Annotated in this window: 16 protein-coding genes; 5 read left to right on the forward strand and 11 right to left on the reverse strand. The window is 64.1% G+C overall.

All coding sequences use genetic code 11. The features are described 5' to 3' along the window. Positions 1 to 19 precede the first annotated feature (19 nt). The 3 genes from IVB29_RS19705 to fliD form a co-directional block, all read right to left on the reverse strand. Complete coding sequence (locus tag IVB29_RS19705) at positions 20 to 292, reverse strand: hypothetical protein (RefSeq protein ID WP_247505019.1); 273 nt, start codon at positions 290 to 292, stop codon at positions 20 to 22. 171 nt (positions 293 to 463) lie between these two features. Next, a complete protein-coding gene (locus tag IVB29_RS19710; RefSeq protein ID WP_247505020.1) occupies positions 464 to 892 on the reverse strand; it encodes a flagellar export chaperone FliS in 429 nt (142 codons plus the stop codon). After that, positions 892 to 2,463, reverse strand: a complete 1,572-nt coding sequence (fliD, locus tag IVB29_RS19715) for a flagellar filament capping protein FliD (protein WP_247505021.1) — start codon at positions 2,461 to 2,463, stop codon at positions 892 to 894. The genes IVB29_RS19710 and fliD overlap by 1 nt, the downstream gene beginning before the upstream one ends. Here fliD and IVB29_RS19720 point away from each other — a divergent pair. Further along, positions 2,453 to 2,650 carry a hypothetical protein gene (locus IVB29_RS19720; protein WP_247505022.1) on the forward strand — a complete coding sequence of 66 codons (198 nt, stop codon included), beginning with the start codon at positions 2,453 to 2,455 and terminating at the stop codon, positions 2,648 to 2,650. The genes fliD and IVB29_RS19720 overlap by 11 nt on opposite strands. Before the next feature lie 21 nt (positions 2,651 to 2,671). Here the strand turns inward: IVB29_RS19720 and IVB29_RS19725 are convergent, their stop codons facing one another. Then, positions 2,672 to 3,496: a flagellin gene (locus tag IVB29_RS19725; RefSeq protein ID WP_092021417.1), complete on the reverse strand. Its 825-nt coding sequence runs from the start codon at positions 3,494 to 3,496 to the stop codon at positions 2,672 to 2,674. A 141-nt stretch (positions 3,497 to 3,637) separates the two neighbouring features. Continuing rightward, positions 3,638 to 4,336 carry an RNA polymerase sigma factor gene (locus tag IVB29_RS19730; RefSeq protein ID WP_247505023.1) on the reverse strand — a complete coding sequence of 233 codons (699 nt, stop codon included), beginning with the start codon at positions 4,334 to 4,336 and terminating at the stop codon, positions 3,638 to 3,640. A gap of 512 nt (positions 4,337 to 4,848) precedes the next feature. Here IVB29_RS19730 and IVB29_RS19735 point away from each other — a divergent pair. The 3 genes from IVB29_RS19735 to IVB29_RS19745 all read left to right on the forward strand — a co-directional run bounded on the left by IVB29_RS19735 (position 4,849) and on the right by IVB29_RS19745 (position 9,197). Beyond that, entirely contained in the window at positions 4,849 to 7,263 is a 2,415-nt protein-coding gene (locus IVB29_RS19735; protein ID WP_247505024.1) for a hypothetical protein, read from the forward strand. Between the two features lie 64 nt (positions 7,264 to 7,327). Further along, positions 7,328 to 8,647: a hypothetical protein gene (locus IVB29_RS19740; RefSeq protein WP_247505025.1), complete on the forward strand. Its 1,320-nt coding sequence runs from the start codon at positions 7,328 to 7,330 to the stop codon at positions 8,645 to 8,647. A 13-nt stretch (positions 8,648 to 8,660) separates the two neighbouring features. Beyond that, positions 8,661 to 9,197: a hypothetical protein gene (locus IVB29_RS19745; RefSeq protein ID WP_247505026.1), complete on the forward strand. Its 537-nt coding sequence runs from the start codon at positions 8,661 to 8,663 to the stop codon at positions 9,195 to 9,197. Here IVB29_RS19745 and IVB29_RS19750 read toward each other — a convergent pair. The 6 genes from IVB29_RS19750 to dctP are packed head-to-tail and all read right to left on the reverse strand — an operon-like array spanning position 9,194 to position 16,138. Continuing rightward, on the reverse strand, positions 9,194 to 10,441 hold the full coding sequence (locus tag IVB29_RS19750; protein ID WP_247505027.1) for an acetyl-CoA hydrolase/transferase C-terminal domain-containing protein: 1,248 nt from the start codon (positions 10,439 to 10,441) through the stop codon (positions 9,194 to 9,196). The two genes, IVB29_RS19745 and IVB29_RS19750, sit on opposite strands and share 4 nt — an antisense overlap. A gap of 7 nt (positions 10,442 to 10,448) precedes the next feature. Beyond that, entirely contained in the window at positions 10,449 to 12,002 is a 1,554-nt protein-coding gene (locus IVB29_RS19755; RefSeq protein WP_247505028.1) for an AMP-binding protein, read from the reverse strand. Between the two features lie 22 nt (positions 12,003 to 12,024). Next, positions 12,025 to 13,191 carry an acyl-CoA dehydrogenase family protein gene (locus IVB29_RS19760; protein ID WP_247505029.1) on the reverse strand — a complete coding sequence of 389 codons (1,167 nt, stop codon included), beginning with the start codon at positions 13,189 to 13,191 and terminating at the stop codon, positions 12,025 to 12,027. A 36-nt stretch (positions 13,192 to 13,227) separates the two neighbouring features. Then, positions 13,228 to 14,517 carry a TRAP transporter large permease gene (locus IVB29_RS19765; RefSeq protein WP_247505030.1) on the reverse strand — a complete coding sequence of 430 codons (1,290 nt, stop codon included), beginning with the start codon at positions 14,515 to 14,517 and terminating at the stop codon, positions 13,228 to 13,230. 12 nt (positions 14,518 to 14,529) lie between these two features. Continuing rightward, positions 14,530 to 15,078 (reverse strand): TRAP transporter small permease, encoded by a 549-nt coding sequence (locus tag IVB29_RS19770; RefSeq protein ID WP_247505031.1) that lies wholly within the window; start codon positions 15,076 to 15,078, stop codon positions 14,530 to 14,532. A 31-nt stretch (positions 15,079 to 15,109) separates the two neighbouring features. After that, positions 15,110 to 16,138: a TRAP transporter substrate-binding protein DctP gene (dctP, locus tag IVB29_RS19775; protein WP_247505032.1), complete on the reverse strand. Its 1,029-nt coding sequence runs from the start codon at positions 16,136 to 16,138 to the stop codon at positions 15,110 to 15,112. A gap of 227 nt (positions 16,139 to 16,365) precedes the next feature. On the opposite strand from dctP, the gene IVB29_RS19780 reads away from it, so the two are divergent. After that, entirely contained in the window at positions 16,366 to 17,568 is a 1,203-nt protein-coding gene (locus IVB29_RS19780) for a CoA transferase (protein ID WP_247505033.1), read from the forward strand. Positions 17,569 to 17,583: the final 15 nt, after the last annotated feature.

Below are 17,583 nucleotides of genomic sequence, written 5' to 3' on the forward strand. Positions count from 1 at the left end.
CGATCTCGGAAAGAGCCGCTCAGCTCTCCGCCGTCTCGCCTTCGGTGCGCGGCTCGGCGGTGTCGCTCTTCATTTTCGCGGCCGCAGCGACGATGCGATCGGCGAGGCCCGCAGGCGCGCGGACCGCAGGTGCGGTGAGCGCGAGGCGCAAGGCGCGCGCCTCTTCCAGCAGGGCTTGCGCGGCAGGCGATTGCACCAGCAGCTGTTCGGCGGGCACACGTCGATCGTCAGGCCAGAGGGAGAGATCCTCGCCCAGCCGATCGATCAATTCCTCAAACTCGGTGACGTCCATCGCCTGCCGGTCCCGCCTCGGTCAGGCCCGTCATAAAGCAATGCAGGCGCGGCGGAAACCGGATTTCGGCTGTTACTGGCGCCAAAACCGCCCGCAGCACTACGGAAAGCGGCCAAATCGCCGGCCGCACCCATTGCCGCCCCTCCCCGCGTCGCGCAGAACCAGGTTGCGTCACCCCTTGCGGGCCGAATCGGCCGGCGCGGCCTTGCCGCCGCGCACCGTCGCATCGACGTGCTCCCATGCCTCCCGCAGCTCGGTCAACCCGGCAATGATGCGGCGAAAGCTCTCGCGGGCGTACGGCCGGCCATAGGCCTTGTGGCTCGCCAGGATCAGGGTGTTGTAGGTCTGGAACAGCCGCTCCGCCACCGCGCCGCCCTTGGCGAAATCGAGATTGTGGCCAAGCCCGCGCAAGATCGCGGTCGCCTTCATCAGATATTCGTGCCCCTCCTCGAAGCGCCGTGCCTCCTGCGCGGCGAGCGACTTCTGCAGGAAGGTGATCGCGCCGCCGAGCAGCATCGAAATCACCTTGAGCGGCGGCACGCTGGTCGCGGCGCCCCGATAGGCCTGGTTGGCCATGTACGCCATCGGATTATGCATCATCAACTACTCGAGCTGGAGTTAAGCAGGGCTTTGAGGTAGGTCAGTGTGTTGTTGGCGCTTTCGATCGCGGCCTGGTAGGCCGCATATTGCACCTGGAGTTGCGCCTGATAGGCGGACGCGGCGCTATCGATGTCGTCGACCTTCTGCTGAAGCACGTTGTCGCGATCGGTCAGGTTCGTGATCAACGTCTGCAATGCGCCCGAGCTCGACGAGTAGGTCTTGGCGACCTGGTAGAGCTGCGTGGCAATGCCCTGGGTCGAGGTCACCGTGATCGACTGCGAGGTCGAGCCCGAATAGGTGAAGGCCATGCCGGCATAAGCGGTTCCGGTAGCGCCGAGGATCGTGGTGCCGCTCACCATGAACAGCGAGGAATCGCCGCCGACGGAAGCGGCGGAGAGGTTTCCGTCCGAATCCACCGTGAGGTCGAGCGTGAAGGATTGCGGCGAGGTTCCGGTGTTGACGACACTGAGCTGGCTCGACGACGTCTTGGTCTGCGCCGACAGCAGCGTGGTGACGCCGCTCAGATTCGTGCTGAGGATCTCGGACAGCGTCGAGGTATCGAGCTCGAGCTCGTTCTTCTCGTTGAAGGACAGGCCGAGGTCGGCCATGGTGAGGCCGCCGACGGTGCTGTTGAGCGCGTTCTGGAGCGCGTCCATGATGTCGCGCATGGTGCCGTCGCCGAACAGCACGGCGCTCGAATCCGCCGTACCATCCGACCCGGTAGCCTGCTGCGCGATCACCGCATCGCGATACGTGTTGTAATTGGTGACGAGGTTCCCGACCGCCGTCGTGATCTGGCTGGTGTCGGCCTCGATGCTGATGTTCAGCGTGGAGCCACTGGGCGTCGCCTGGAGCAGGTTGAACGTCACGCCCGTGAGCACGTCGGTGATATCGTTGGTATCCCGTGTCATCGAGATGCCGTCGAGGGCGAAGATCGCGGCCTGCGAGGTCTGAAGCACGTCGGCGAAGGCGCCGGTGCTGTCGGTCACGCCGAGCTTGTTCAGGATGTCGTCGCCGGTCGTGCTGGAATAGGTAATGTCGGCGGCATCCTCGGTTCCCGTCAGGACCATCTCGTAGGACCCGCTCGACACCTGCACGATCGAGGCCTGAACGTTGGTGGTCGAGGTCTGGGCATTGATGCTGTCGACGACGTCCTGGAGCGACATCGTGCTGGTGATTGAGATGTCGGACGCCGTGCCGCCATCGAGGCCGATGGAAAACGTACCGGAATAGCCGAGCTCGTCGGTCTGGCTCGACTGCGAGGTACCGACCACCTTCTGCGCGGTCGCGACTTGGCTGACCGTCAGCGTATGGTCGCCAGTCGCAGCGCCGTTGCTGACCGACATCGATAGCGCGGAGGACGCGCTGACGTCGCCGGTCGAGCTGAGGGTCGCCGCGCGCGTGGCAAAGGCGTTGGTCGCCAGCGAATTGATGACGGAGGTCGCGAGCGAGGAAAGCCCGCTCGACAGCGTGGAAAGATTGGTCTGAAGCGTCGTGTAGGCGGTGATCTTGGCTTCGTTGTTGGTGATCGAAGTCGAGATCGTCGTCGCCGCAACGAGCTTGGCGTTCACCGCCGCCGTGATCAGCGCGCTCCAGTCGACGCTGGTCGATGTCGTGGTCCCGGTCGTGGTGACCGACGAACTGCTCGATGACGTCGAGGCGGTCGACGTGCTGCTGGTGCTCGAACTAACGCTGGTCACTGTGGTGCCCGCTCCATCCCAGGAAGAACCGGGCCGGCATCAAGCCGGCCCGGTATGACGGTCGTTCAGGCCTCGCGCCTTAGCCGAGCAGCTTGAGCAGATATTGCGGCATCTGGTTCGCCGCGGATTCGGCCGACACCGCGGCCTGGGTCTTTACTTCGGCGGAAGACAGCTTGGCCTGCTCGGATGCGATGTCGACGTCCTTGATCGCCGAGTTCGCGGACTGCAGGTTCTGGGTCTGGGTCGAGATCGAGTCGGACGAGAAGTTGAACCGCGATTCCTGCGCGCCGATGCTGGCGCGGGCGGCGGAGACGGTATCGATCGCGGTATCAAGGGTCGTCAGCGCCGAAGTCGCGTCCGACAGCGAGCTGACGTCGAGCGAGGATACGCCGAGCGACGACGCCGTCAGGTTCGACAGCGTGATGGTGATCGTGTCGGAGCCGGACGAACCGACCAGCACGGACACACCGGACGAAAACACGCTGGAACCGTCGAGCAGGCTCTGGCTGGAATAGCGCGTGCCGCTCGCGATCGAATCGATTTCGCTCGTGAGCTGCGTGAATTCCGAGTTGATATAGGCGCGGCTGGAATCGGTCGTGGTGCCCGAGGCGGACTCGGAGGCCAGCGACTTCATACGCGCCAGGATGTCGGAGATGTTGGAGGCACCGCCGTCGGCGGTCTGGAGGATCGCGGTCGCCTGGGAGGCGTTGGTCGCGGCCTGCTGCAGCGTTGTGACGTCCGAGGAGATGCGGGTGGAGATCGCAAGGCCCGCGGCGTCGTCGGAAGCCGAGGTGATGCGCGAACCGCTCGACAGCTTCGCGAGCGAGCTGCTCTCCTGCGCCGAATTGATGTTGAGGTAACGGACCGCGGAGTTCGCGGCGGTGTTGGTGTTGATTGCGGGCATTGGAAGCTCCTGTGCTGATGGGCATGGCGTGCCGCATCGTTGAAGACGATTGACGACGCAGACCGCAGCCCCGTCCGTTCGCTCAAACGGCGGAGTGCAAGGAGATCAGGCGCGGAAATTTTTGTGAGGCGATTTTTATGGTTAGCAATCGGTAAACGCGGTGCGGATGTCCCGCTCGTGCTTGCGCAACAGCTGCCGGAGCTGCTGGCGTCCGCGCTTGAGCAGCGACTCGACCGCGGCCACCGTGGTGTCCATCACCAGGGCGATCTCGCCGTTGCTCATGTTCTCGTGGTACGAGAAGATGACTGCGATGCGCTGCTGCTCCGGCAGGCGCTGCATCGCGAGCTCCAGCATGCCGTTCAGCTCGTTGCGCTCGATGATCTCCACGGCGCCGGGCTGACTGTCGGCGACTTCCGGCACCGTCTCGACGTTCTCGTTGCGGGGCTTGCGCCTGAGGTCGATGCAGCGGTTGGAGATGACGCGGTAGAGCCAGGTCGAGAATTTGGCGCGGCCGTGCTGCCAACGTCCGCGATGGCTCCAGATCTTGAGCATGGTGTCCTGCACTACGTCTTCGGCATCCGCCGCGTTGCCGACGATGCGCAGTGCGATCGCGTAGGCGCGATCGATATGACGCTCGACCAGCATGCGGAAGGCCGCCTCGTCGCCGGTCGCGAGCCTGTCCAGGAGTTCGCTGTCTTCATCAAAGACGAGATCGTCGCCGACAGGCACGCTGTCCGGCGCGAGCGGCGCCGACGGCATCATCGGCACGGTCGCGTCAGTCGGCACCGTCGTCGCGATCTCGGCCTCGGCGGGAGCCATGACATCAGCAGCGTAACTCATCCCGCAATCTCCAACCCGCAATGCCGGCGGCGCATATGCCACACGGCTTCCAAGCGTTGAACGCGAGGCCAAAACAATCCAGGCGAAGAATTTTTGTTATTTTTCAAGATGTTAGCCGGTATCTTTTGCCGAGTATCGGGCAATAATTGCCGACTGCGCGATGCTCCCGCGCCTTACACCAGCAATCATCACATCGTCTCGCGCCATGGCGGATCATCCATCCTGAACAGATGTACTCGGGAGAAAACGCTGACATTACGCGGCACTAGGTGATCGAACACGACACGCGCGCCGCGCGTGAAGACACGATTGTTTCCGAGTGTGAATGAACGCGAGACGACTTCTGCACTCGGCAATTTTTTCCGAATCACCTTTTTCGAACCTAGCGATTTTTTTGAATCTGTCAGTCGCGACGAACGCGTTTTTGAATCACGCGTGATTTTTTTTCGCATCTGTGGCGCCTGACTCCACGCATACGCGCGTTAATCCTCGTGTGGACGGGGAATTGCAGCATGAAAATAGCAACGGCCGGCGCGGCGCGCCGCGCACAAATTGTTTCTGCTTGGTCGTTCGATGTTTTCGATACATTTCTGCTTCGTGCCTGCACGACGCCAGATGGCGTATTTGAAAGGACTTACGAGCTATCGGGCATTTCAAGAACTTGTCCGAATGTTTCTGTGAGTTTCGTTCAGCATCGCATCCAGGCTGAAGCACGCGCGCGCAAGACCGCGAAGGAGAAGCGCGGTGCCAGCGAAGTTCATATCGACGAGATCTATTCCTATTTTCCGTTCAAGCTGTTCGGTCTGGCGCGCCGCGATCTGAGCGTCCTCGCCGAATCAGAGTTCGCAGCCGAGCTCGAGCTCTGCCGCGCCAATCCGGACATGCTCCGGCAATATCTGGACATGAAGAACGCCGGCCACCGCGTCGGATTCATTTCCGACACCTATTGGGATTCCGCTTCGTTGGCGCGGCTGCTGCGGGCCTGCCGCCCCGGTCTGGCCTGGGACTTCCTCTATGCCTCCTGCGACCACGGCAGCAGCAAGAGCGAGGCGCTGTTCGCGACATACCTCGCCAACGAGGGCATCGACGCCAGTGCCTCCTTCCACGTCGGCGACAATGACAAGGCTGATATTAACGGCGCCAAGCGCCACGGCATTCGTGCGCGCTATTATCCGCAGGCGACCGCCCAGCTCGCGTCGATTTTTCAGCGCGAAACCGCATTGTTCGAGCTCATCTGCACCGGCGCGCCGTCCCGGCTCGACCACGGTGCGCGCACCTTGCGGCGCATGGTCGCCGCGCGCAGCGCCGAGAGGTCGCCGGCTTTTCACCTGGGCCTCACGGTGCTTGGCCCGGTGATGACAGCGTTCGACGCCTTCGTCGCGAGGCGCTGCGAGGCGGTCGCGGGACCCGGCCGGAAAGTCGCCCTCGGCTTCCTCGGCCGCGACGGTTTCCTGTCGTACCGGATCTGGCAGGATCTGCACGGCATGTCGTCGGCCTATGTCGAGATCAACCGCCGTGTCAGCCTGATCGCCTCGGCCGACACGATGCAGCCGCTGGTCGATCTGCTCAGCAAGGTCTTCAAGATCGACGCTCCGACCTTTCGCGACATGGTGAAGATCATGCCGCCGAAAGTCGCGGCGTTCTTTGCCAGCTGTCCCGGCGGCATTGCCGCCGGCGAACAGCTGGCCGAGGCGCTGCCCGGTCTGATGGATCCGGCTGAGATCACAGCGCTCGCCGCAGGCCTGCGGGCCCGGCTGCTCGCCTATCTCCGTCACGCCATCCCGGGCTTCGACGATTGTACCGACCTCGTGCTCGCCGATCTCGGCTATTCCGGCAGCGTGCAGAAGGCGCTGCGCCGGGTCTTCGACATGGACGGCATCAAGATCCGTCTCCACGGCGCCTATCTGATGTCACTCGACGACGCCTTCGACGATATCGCCGACGAGGGCAGCGCGGAGGGTTTCATCTCCGACCTCGTCGTCACGCCGCATGTCAAACGCATGCTGATCCGCAACGTGGCATTGCTGGAGCAGGCCTGCTGCTCGGCCGATGGTTCGGTTCGCGATTACGACGGCGGCGCGGTGCAGCGCGAGATCAATCCGCGTCCTGCGGAGCAAATGGCGCTTGCCGCGGAGATCCAGGCCGGCGCGGAGGCCTTCGCGAAAAGCGCGGGCGATGTCGCGCTCGACCATGGCCTCTATCCCTATGCTGCGTCCGACGTCGCCGCGCGCTGGTGCGCGGCGACGCTAGGCCGACTTCTGCTGCTGCCCGACGACGACGAGCTCGCGCTGCTCGGTCCGTTGAAGCACGACGTCAATCTCGGCACCCACGCGCTGGCACCGATGCTCGACGAAAAATTCGTCCGCGATCAGATCACCGCCCGTGGCCTCTCTGCCGCCTGCACCTCGGCGGCACCGCCGATGTGGCTCGCCGGCAGCTTTGCCGGCCTGTCACCGTCCTACGGTTATCTCTATGCGCTGTTCGGCGCCAACCGTCTGCCCGCCGACGTCTTTGAGGAACGGCCGTGCGGCCTGGTTCAGGTCGGATTGTTTCGTGCCGGCGCCGATGCGACGCTGGAGACGGTGACTGTCCATCGCACCGGTCTCGGCGAGTTGCGTCTGCGCATCCCCCTGTCCCGGACCATGGCGGTCACCATGATCGCGCTGCCGCTGGCCAAATTCGCGCCCGGAGGTCTTCTTCACGGCGTCACGGTGCAGCAGGGTGACGACGTTCGCGATGCCGCCGAGAGCCAGGACGTCATCGGCCTCGCGGCCGATAGCCTGGTCTATGCCGGCGTGCAGCGAACCGGCGCGCAATATCGCGCCGAGAGCGACGACGGCTGCCTGCTGATCCCGATCGCCCCGATGACGCAGGAGATCGCGATCTATTCCGTCGCGATCACGCCGCTCGGCTCCAGCCCCAAATAATGCGCCTGATCGTGCCGCTCCGGCCGTTCAAGTGCGAGGGGCTGGCGACGTGAGGGGCACGGAATTGACGGACGAGACGCGCGAGAACCTTGATCGACTGCTGCTAACAGGCGGCGTCAGGCTCGGCCCGGCCCAGCGCGACCGTCTCGGCTGGCTGGTCGGCCAGTACGGCCTACCGACGCTCGACAACGTCAGCGAGCGCCGGCGAAACGGCGTCATCATTCTCAGGGAGCCACCGAGCGGCGCGGCGGCCGAGCTGCTCTACCGCTCGCTTACGCCCGGCTGCGCCGTCGTCATTCCCAGAAGCGAGAATCCCGGCTTCGATTTCCTCAAGTCCAAGCTGACCGAGTTTGGCACCGTCGCTCCCTGCGGCGCAGACGGCCCGCATGAGATGTGGTGGGGCGGCATCGGCTGGTCGAAATTCCTCACTGCTGCCGATGCAACCACCCTGCGCCCCCGGATCGTCTCCTGCTATCCGCGCCGCGGCGACGCAACCGCAGCGTTCGCGCTCCGGCATTCGCTCGAGCGGTTCGATCTCGCCTGCCATATCGAGCCGATCGATACGGAGTTCAGCGACCGGCTCCTCTGCTTCGAGAAGGCCGAGTTCATGCTGCGGATGTGGAACAAATATCGCGAGCCGCTGCTGTTCGTCGAAACCGGCGCCGTGCTGCGCGAGGCGCCATTGCTGCCGTCCTTCCTCGGCTGCGACGTCGCCCTCCACAAGTGGAACCGCTGGGAGATGTCGGCGCGCACGCTCTATCTCGGCCGCACCGAGCGCGCCGAACGGCTTCTGCGCACCTGGCAACAGCTTGCAGCGTCTTACCCCGCGATCTGGGATGGCTATCTGCTCGACCAAGCCTGGAGCCTGACATCCTCGCAGATGCCGCTCGACACCGTGTGGCTGCCGCGCTCCTATCACGCGCTGAAGGGCGACCTCGGCGCGATGCGCGCGACGATCCTGCACGACCAGCAGACGACGACGCTGGAGCTCGGACCCGATCCGGCCTTTGCCGGCATCGCGCGTGCGGCCCGCCGCGCAGGACGCACCGGCGCCCGCGACGCCTTCATGGTGATGACCTCGAAAGCCGAGACCGGCAACGGCATCGCCGTGATCCTGCGCGACGTCTCGGCCGGTGATGCGGATGCAGTGGCCGCGACCGTGGAGGCCGTGACCGGCGCCTATGCGGCCGATTGCGGCGGATATGGCCGCCTCGAGCTGTCGCTCTGCGCCTGGCAGGACGACGTCGGTGCCGCGCGCGATGCCGCGGCCATGGCGCGCTACCGCATCCTGGAGATCGCGCCGGGCCAGCGCATCGCCAACGATTTCTTTGCCGCCCACGCGACCGACGACGCAGTCATGACCGCCCGCCATCTCTTCCCCTGAGGGACGTCACAAGATGCTCAAGACCATCATCCTGCTCACCGACACCGTGCAACAGCAGCAACCGCTGGCCAATCTGCTCCGCGAGCACAATCGCGGGCTCGCCTTCTGCTCTGCACTGCGCGCCCAGGACCTCAGCGGCATCGCGCCGGACGTGCTGAGCGAGGCTCGGCTGGTGTCTTTCGCCGCCGACGTCGCCGTCCCCGAAAAATTCCTGCTCAGGCTCGGCCATGGCGCCTACAAGTTCTACGCCGCACCGACGCAATATCCGGGCTTGCCGCCGGCGCCCGACGAGGGCGACGAAGATCCGCGATGCTACTCCGTGATCGCGCAATCAATGACAATCTGGCCCGACTTCAAGAAGGTCGTCGGGCTGGAAACCGTAACCATCCCGGATGGCACCGTTCCTGCCGAGCGCGAGCGGCTGGTGTTCTCCCGCCTTGCACATCTGTTCTGGGGAATGTCGCACATGATCGCCGGCGAGGCGACGGATCTCCCTGGAATCATCGGGTCCGGCGAGAGCCAGCGCCCGACGCTTGCAATGATGAACTAACGCGCGGGGCGACCGAGCTGAGCTGACAGGGCGTCGCGGTGCTCCGGCGCCGCGATCGCGATCATACGGCGCGCGCGTTCGGCAAGGCCGCAACCGCGCAGCTCCGCCACACCCCATTCGGTGACGATGGCGTCGACATCAGCGCGCGGGGTCGTCACCGTCTCGACATTCGCGACGATCCGGCTGGCGCCATCCGACGCCGTCGCCGGCAGCGCGATGATCGCCCTGCCTCCGGGAGACGCATTGGCACCCCGTACGAAATCGAGCTGCCCGCCGATCGCGCCGATTGCGACACCATTCAGCGTCTCGGAATTGACGCTGCCGTCCAGCCCGACCTGAAGCGCCGAATTGATCGCGACCAGCCGGTTGATCCGCGCCAGCACGCCCTGGCCGTGCGTATAGGACGTCGGCCGCACCGAGACCTCCTTGTTCTCGTGCACGAAGCGATAGAGCCGCTTCGTGCCGATGACCTGGTTGGTGACGGTGATCCCGGCATCGATGCCCTTCTCCGCATTCGTCACGACACCGTGCTCGATCAATTCGACGACGGCGTCGTTGATCAGGCCGGAATGGATACCGAGATTGCGCGAATGGGACAGCGAGGAGAGGATTGCGTCCGGAATTCGGCCGACGCCGAACTGGAGCGTACTACCGTCTACGATCAAGCTCGCCGCATGGGCGGCAATACGACTCGAGATGTCGTCAAGCGGCGGTGACGCCAATTCAACCGGCGGGCGGCGTGCCGTCACGCGAATATGGATCGGCACTTCGGCCGGCCATTCCGCGCCGAACGTAAAGGGCGCATCCGGATTGATCTCGGCGACGACGAGGCGTGCGCTGCGCGCGGCGTCGATGACATAATCATTGGAGAGGCTGGCGCTGAGCCGGCCCGCGGACTCCGCAAGCTGCACCAGAACGACATCGGCCTTGTGGCGGCGCGCGGCGAAGTCCGCGCAGAAGGCGCTGTAGTTGCTCGGGATCACATCGAGCCGCCCGGCTTTTGCCAGCCGCCGCGCATTGCCGATCACGCCATAGCTCTGGAACGAGACGTTGGGCGCTTGGCCTGCGGAAAACGTCTCTGAGAAAACCGGCCCGACCATCATGCGAAAGGGCGGAAGATGCGACGCCTGCGCCATCAACGCTTCGGTCAGGGTGATGGGCTCGGCCGTCGCCTGCCCGCACACCACGAGATCACCCTCACGGATCAAGTCGGAAAAGGCGATCGGCGCAGCGTATCCTCGCATCGCCGCCTCAGTCCATACGCGTGAGGCGTGCGGAAGATTCGCCCAGCAGCGTCCGCAGCTCCGTCTTCACGATCTTGCCGTAGCTGTTCTTCGGCAGCTCGCCGGTGAGATAATAATGCTTCGGCCGCTTGAAGCGCGCGATCCAGGCGTTGCACATCTGGTCGAGCTCCTCCCGGGTCACCGCCCTGCCCGCGACGGGAACGACGACGGCAACCACCTCCTCGCCCCATTCCGGATGCGGCCGGCCGATCACCGAGACCTCCGCCACGGCCTCGTGCCGCAGCAGTACTTCCTCGACCTCGCGCGGATAGATGTTAGTGCCGCCGGAGATGATGACGTCCTTGGAGCGGTCCTTCAGCGTGAGAAAACCGTCGGCGTCAAAGGCGCCCATGTCGCCGGTATAGAGCCAGCCGTCGCGCAGCGTATTGGCGGTCGCCTCCGGGTTCTGCCAGTAGCCGGACATCACGGTATCGCCGCGCACGATGATCTCACCGACCTCATCAGGCGCAACGTCCCGCCCCGCTTCATCCACGGTGCGCACCTGCACGACGCCCTGCGCGATGCCGACAGAGGCGAGGCGTTCCTCGTGGCGCGGATGCCCGGCGTCGATGTGCATGGACTTCGGCAAGTAAGTGATGGTCATCGGCGTCTCGCCCTGACCGTAGATCTGTACCAGCTTCGGCCCGAACACCGCGAGTGCGGCCTTGCAGTCGGCGACATACATGGGGCCGCCGCCATAGATAATGGCCTTCAGCCCCGGCGCGGTGGCGCCCGAGGCTTCCGCCGCGACCGTCAGCCGCCGCACCATGGTCGGCGCGGCGAAGAAGGAGATGCCGTCGCGCTTTGCCGTCAGTTCCAGAATTTCGTCCGGCTCGAAGCGGCCGCTCTCGGGAATGATCTGCGCCCCCATGCCGAGCACATGCGGCACCATGTAGAGGCCGGAGCCGTGCGACATGGGCGCGGCGTGCAGCAGCGCCTCGCCTGATACGACCGGGTTGATTTCGGCGAGATAGTTCATCGACATCGCAAGCAGATTGCGATGGCTCAGCACCGCGCCCTTGGGACGGCCGGTCGTGCCGCTGGTGTAGAAGATCCAGGCCGGGTCGGTGATGGCGACATCGGCGATGGCGATGCCGTCGGTCTTCTCGAGGTCCCGATGTTCGGCCGAGCCGATCTCGACCACTTGCGGCTTGGCTGTACCGAGCGCCAGCGCTTCCGAGGCAACGCTCGCCATGTCCGAGGTCACGAACACCACCGCCGCGCCCGAATTGTCGAGGATGAATGCGACTTCGCGCGGATGCAGCTTTGCGTTGATGGGAACGGCGACCAGCCCGGCGTGCCAGCAACCATAGAGGCACGCGACATAATCAGGCACGTTCTTCATCAGCAATGCGACGCGAGCGCCCTTGGCGAGGCCGAAACGCTGCTGCAACGACGCCGCCAGCGAGGCCACTGTCGTGGCGAGCCGGCCGTAGTTCGCGACCGGTATCAGCCCCTTGAGCAGCGCCGGCGCGGACGCATCGGCCTTGGCGGCACGCAGGAGATGATGAGCGAGGTTCATGTGCCGAATTATCCACGCGACTTCAGTAAGACTTGGCCAGGCCCAGTACCTTTTCTGCAATAAAGCTGAGCGCAAGCTGCGGACTGACCGGCGCGATGCGCGGGATCAGAACCTCGCGCAGATAACGCTCAACGTGAAACTCCTTGGCATAACCGAAGCCGCCATGCGTCATCACCGCCTGCTCGCAGGCGTGGTAGCCGGCCTCGCCCGCAATGTATTTCGCGGCATTGGCGGCGCCGCCGCAGGGCATGCCCTTGTCGTATTGCCACGCCGCCGACATCACCATCAGCCAGGCCGCCTCGAGCTCGACCCAGTTCACCGCGAGGGGATGCTGGATGCCTTGATTTTTGCCGATCGGACGGTTGAACACCACGCGCGTCTTGGCGTATTCGGTCGCGCGCGCCAGCGCGAGCTTGCCGAGGCCAACGGCTTCCGCCGCGATCAGGATGCGCTCGGGGTTCATGCCTTCGAGGATGTACTGAAAACCCTTGCCCTCTTCGCCGATGCGATCTTCCATCGGAATTTCAAAGTCCTCGAAGAACAGCTCGTTGGAATCGACGCTCTTGCGGCCCATCTTCTCGATCTCGTGGACTTTGATCTTCTTTCGATCGAAATCGGTGTAGAAGAGGCTCAGCCCATGCGTCGGCGAGCGCACCTCCTCCAGCGGCGTGGTGCGCGCCAGCAGCAGGATCTTGTGCGCGACCTGCGCGGTCGAGATCCACACCTTCTGGCCGTTGACGATGTAGCGGTCGTTCTTGGCGACGGCGCGGGTCTTGAGCTGCGTCGTGTTGAGGCCGGTGTTGGGCTCGGTGACGGCGAAGCACGCCTTCTCGCGGCCGTCGACCATCGGCGGCAGCATGCGCTTGCGCTGCTCCTCGGAGCCGAACACGACGACCGGATTGAGACCGAATACGTTGATGTGCACGGCGGAGGCGCCGGACATGCCCGCGCCGGATTCCGCGATCGCGCGCATCATGACCGCCGCTTCGGTGATGCCGAGCCCGGAGCCGCCATAGGCTTCTGGCACGCAGATGCCGAGCCAGCCGGCGTCGGCAAGTGCTTTATGAAAATCATGCGGGAAGCCGCCGTCGTGGTCCTTCTTCAGCCAATAGGCGTCGGGAAAGCCTTCGCATATTTTTGCGATGGCGCCGCGAATGGCTTCCTGCTGGTCGGTAAGCGCGAAATCCATGTTGTTGATCTCCTTCTTGGGAGCCGAGCTCCGATCCTAGCGCCCCATCTGCGAGGGCAGCCAGAGGATGATAGACGGAAAGGCCACCAGAATCGCGATCGCGATCAGATGTGCGATGAAGTGCGGGAAGGTGCCGTGGAACACTTCCGACACTGGCCGCTTGGCGTAGCGGGCGACGATGAAGCAATTCAGCCCGACCGGCGGCGTGATCATGCCGACCTCGGCGGTAACGATCTTGATGACACCGAACCAGATCGGATCGAAGCCGAGCGTCTTGATCAGCGGCAGCACGATCGGCACGGTCAAAACCAGGATCGCGATCTGATCCATGAAGGAGCCGAGCACGATATAGCCGAACAAGATCAGTGCGATGATCACCCATCGGGAGGTCGGCAAGCTGCCGATCCAGGCGACGAGGTCCTGCGTGACATGGGTGAGCGTGAAGAAGTAGCCGAAGATCGAGGCGCCGACCAGGATCGTCACGATCATGCAGGTGCCGTGGCAGGCGCTGAGCAGCGCGCGGTAGAGCGAGCCCGGATTCACCTTGCGCTTCGCGACCGCGAGCGAAAACGCTCCCGCCGCTCCCAGCGCTGAGGCTTCGGTCGGCGTCGCAATTCCGAGATAGATGGTGCCCGTGACGAGCGAGAACAGCAGCACCATCGGGCCGACCTGCCACAACAACAAAAACTTCTCGCGCCAGGACACCGGCTCGACGCGCGGAGCCCGTGAAGGATCCTGCCAGACCAGGAAATAGATCGTCGCCATGATGGTCGCGGTCACAAGCACCGCTGGAAGGATGCCGCCGATCAGCAATTGCCCGATGTTGACTTCCGCAAGCAGACCAAAGATCACCAGCGCCACGCTTGGCGGAATCAGCATGGCGAGCGTGCCCGAGATGGCGACGACGCCGGCGGCCATCTTCGGCTCATAGCCCTGCTTGATCATCGCGGGCAGGCTCGTCGATGACAGCGTCGCTGCGGACGCCGTCGAGGTGCCGCAGATCGCGCCGAAACCGGCGCCCGCCAAGGCGGTCGCCATGCCGAGCCCGCCGGGAACGCGGCCGATCCAGGCGGATGCCGTCTTGAACATGTCGTCGGCGACGCCGGACAGCAGGACAAGCTCCGCCATCAGCAGGAACATCGGGATCGTGATCAGCTCATAGGACGACACAGTCGAGAGCGGTGCCGTCTGGAGAATGCCGAACAGCGTGCTCGTGCCGCCGACCATCAGGAGGCCGACCGAGCCGGCGAAGCCCATGGCGAAACCGACCGGCGTTCCGATCGCAAGCAGAAGGAAGAGCAGGCCAAGTACGATGATGACGGTCATTTCAGGCTGCTCTTATTCGAAGCTGCGGGTTTCGTCGGTCAAAGGCGGCAATGGAAACAGATCACGCCCCGATGCGAGGCTGAGCACATTGCCCACGAGTTGCAGCGCCAGCCGCAGCACCAGAACGCCGCAGCCGAACGGGACCAGCGCCGCCGAAATCCATGTCGGCCACGGAATGGCGCCGGCGAGCACGTCGTGCTGCTCGTAGTTCTCCAACGCCCGCTCGAACCCGACCTTCGAGATCAGGATAAAGACAAACAGTCCCGTGAGCGCGGTGACGATTTCCGACAGACGCCGCCCGGCTGGCGGCGCGCGCGACAGCAGGATGTCGACGCCGACATGCGCATGCACGCGCAAGGTATCCGACAGCGTCAGGAAGAACACGCCGGCCGTCAGATAAAGGCCGATCAGGTCGTAGGTGAACGAAAGCGGACTATTCAGGACGTAGCGCATGAAAACGTCGGCCACGACCAGTGCCATGATCGCGAACAGCGAAATCGCCGCGATCACCGTGAGCGCGCGCTCCAGCATGCCGAGAACATCGATCGCCCGCTTGATCACCTTTGACGCCTCCTTGCGCTGTCGTGTGGAGTTACTTGGCGCCGCCGGCGGCGAGCAGACCTTCGAACTCCTTCAGCGCGGCGGATGCCTGCTTGCCACGACTGTCGAGACCAGCCGCCCATTCCTGACCGACGCCCTTCAGCTTGTCCTTCATCTCGGCGCGCGTCGCTTCCGGAAGCGGATCGAAGCTGACGCCCTGGTCCTTGAGATGTTTCGTGGTCACCTCGCCCTCCTTTTCGACGCCGGCGCAGGCCTGCGGCGTGATCGCTTCCGAAGCCTCGTTCATCGCCGTCTTCACATTATCGGGCAGCTTGTCCCAGACCGACTGGTTGATGGAATAGGCGACGATGAAGCTGCCGAAGCTGACGCCTTCGGTGGCGTGCTTGACCAGCTTGTCGAGGCCGTAGGACACGACGCTGTCGAGCGGGAACAGCAGGCCGTCCATGGTGCCGCGCGACAGCGACTCGTAGGCATCGGGCGCGGCCATGCGCACCGGAACGGCGTTGAGGGCACGCAAGGTCAGGTCCTGCGCGCCGCCTGTGGTGCGCAACTTCAGGCCCTGCATGTCCTTGGTCGTTTCCACCTTCGACTTGATGGTCCACACCTGGTAGGGCGGCAGCACCACGGCCATCAGCAGCTTGATCTTGTTGGGTGCGTATTCCTGCTTGGCCAGAATGCCTTCGCGCGCGGTCTTCCAGTAAGCGAGCGTCCCCTGACAGCTGGTCGCAAACGCGCCCGGCAGTTGCGCGACTTCCGACAGCGGCATCTTGTCGGAAACATAGGACGGCCCGATGTAGCCGATGTCGACCACGCCGGACTGCGTCAGCCGCAGCATGTCCGCGGCCTTTCCGATCTGCTGGTTCGGATAATAGGTGAAGGTCACCGCGCCGTTGGTGCGCTTGGTGACGTCGTCCATCCAGGGCTTGAGCATCAGGCGGACGAGATAGTGTCCGGCGGGGAAGCTATCGGCGACCTTCAGCTCGAGTGCCTGCGCCTGAAGTGTCGAGACCGGCAGCGAAAGAGCGAGCGCTGCGGCAGCCCGGACCAGATTCGTCTTCATATCGTTCTCCCTCACGCGTCCCCATGCCGAAGGTGGCAGCCTCATGCCGCCAGCCGTCCGGCCCTCGCTCCATTTCTTGCTTGAGGAAGATGTACATATGTGTGAATTTATCTGTCAAGTATATGAACTAAGCATGCGGCTATGCTCCGCTGGACGGCATAGTGGGATTGACACCCATATTTTCTGAACTCTAACTCCATGCATATGAATTTACCCCACGAGGCCCCATGGGACCGCTCGCCGGCTTCACCATTCTCGACCTGACATCGGTGCTGATGGGCCCCTACGGCACCCAGGTGCTGGCGGACATGGGCGCAGACATCATCAAGGTCGAAAGCCCCGAGGGCGACATCGTTCGCCAGATCGGTCCCGGCCGCACCCCCGGCATGGGCGGGATGTTTCTCAATGCCAACCGTGGCAAGCGCAGCATCGTGCTCGACCTGAAGAAGCCTGAAGGGCGCGACGCGCTGTTGCGGCTGGCGAAGGGCGCTAATGCGCTCGTCTATAATGTGCGCCCGCAGGCGATGGCGCGGCTCGGCCTCGATTACGAAGCGCTTCGCGCGATCAATCCCGCCCTCGTCTATGTCGGCGCGTTCGGCTACGGCCAGTCCGGCCCCTATGCCGCAAAACCCGCTTACGACGATCTGATCCAGGGCGCCGCGACCATTCCGACGCTGCTCGCGGCGGCCGGCGACGGCACGCCGCGCTACGTCCCCGTCACCATCGCCGACCGCATCGTCGGCTTGATGATGGTCAACGCGATCATGGGCGGGCTGATGCATCAGAGCCGCACCGGCGTGGGCCAGCGCATCGATGTGCCGATGTTCGAATCGATGACGGAGTTCGTGCTGGTCGATCATCTGGGCGGACTCACCTACGATCCGCCGCTCGACCATGGCGGCTACGCCCGCCTGCTCTCGCGCTATCGAAAGCCCTACAAGACCAGCGACGGCTATCTCTGCGTTCTCATCTACAACGACAAGCACTGGCGCAGCTTTTTCGAGGCGATCGGCCGGGTGGAATTCCTGCAGCAGCCGCGCTTTGCCAACCACGCGGCCCGCACAAAGCACATCGACGAGATCTACGAAGAGATCGGCCACATCTTCGCAACGCGCACCACCGCGGAATGGCGCGAGCTGCTGGAGCGCGCCGACATTCCGGTGATGTCGATGCATACGCTGGAGACGATCCAGGACGATCCGCATCTCAAGGCGATCGACTTCTTCCGGACGGTGGATCACCCCGTGGAAGGCCGCATCCGCCAGATGCGCGTGCCCTCGACCTGGAGTGTGACCCAGCCCGAACCCGCCGGCCCCGCGCCGACGCTCGGCCAGCACGGCCGCGACATTTTGCGCGAAGCCGGCTTCTCAAGTGACGAGATCGCGCAGCTCGCAGGGCAAAAAGCAGTTCACCTGGCCACGCCGCCGTAAAGGGCAGCGCGGGCC

Source organism: Bradyrhizobium sp. 1 (assembly GCF_023073315.1).
Classification (GTDB): Bacteria; Pseudomonadota; Alphaproteobacteria; order Rhizobiales; family Xanthobacteraceae; genus Bradyrhizobium.

What these genes read in the sequence shown, in the direction of transcription:
- IVB29_RS19780 (WP_247505033.1), top strand. Translation starts at nt 16,366, where the DNA reads ATGGGACCGCTCGCCGGCTTCACCATTCTCGACCTGACATCGGTGCTG.
- dctP (WP_247505032.1), bottom strand. Translation starts at nt 16,138, where the DNA reads ATGAAGACGAATCTGGTCCGGGCTGCCGCAGCGCTCGCTCTTTCGCTG.
- IVB29_RS19705 (WP_247505019.1), bottom strand. Translation starts at nt 292, where the DNA reads ATGGACGTCACCGAGTTTGAGGAATTGATCGATCGGCTGGGCGAGGAT.
- IVB29_RS19750 (WP_247505027.1), bottom strand. Translation starts at nt 10,441, where the DNA reads ATGCGAGGATACGCTGCGCCGATCGCCTTTTCCGACTTGATCCGTGAG.
- IVB29_RS19745 (WP_247505026.1), top strand. Translation starts at nt 8,661, where the DNA reads ATGCTCAAGACCATCATCCTGCTCACCGACACCGTGCAACAGCAGCAA.
- IVB29_RS19725 (WP_092021417.1), bottom strand. Translation starts at nt 3,496, where the DNA reads ATGCCCGCAATCAACACCAACACCGCCGCGAACTCCGCGGTCCGTTAC.
- IVB29_RS19735 (WP_247505024.1), top strand. Translation starts at nt 4,849, where the DNA reads ATGAAAATAGCAACGGCCGGCGCGGCGCGCCGCGCACAAATTGTTTCT.
- IVB29_RS19710 (WP_247505020.1), bottom strand. Translation starts at nt 892, where the DNA reads ATGATGCATAATCCGATGGCGTACATGGCCAACCAGGCCTATCGGGGC.
- IVB29_RS19730 (WP_247505023.1), bottom strand. Translation starts at nt 4,336, where the DNA reads ATGAGTTACGCTGCTGATGTCATGGCTCCCGCCGAGGCCGAGATCGCG.
- IVB29_RS19760 (WP_247505029.1), bottom strand. Translation starts at nt 13,191, where the DNA reads ATGGATTTCGCGCTTACCGACCAGCAGGAAGCCATTCGCGGCGCCATC.
- IVB29_RS19765 (WP_247505030.1), bottom strand. Translation starts at nt 14,517, where the DNA reads ATGACCGTCATCATCGTACTTGGCCTGCTCTTCCTTCTGCTTGCGATC.
- IVB29_RS19755 (WP_247505028.1), bottom strand. Translation starts at nt 12,002, where the DNA reads ATGAACCTCGCTCATCATCTCCTGCGTGCCGCCAAGGCCGATGCGTCC.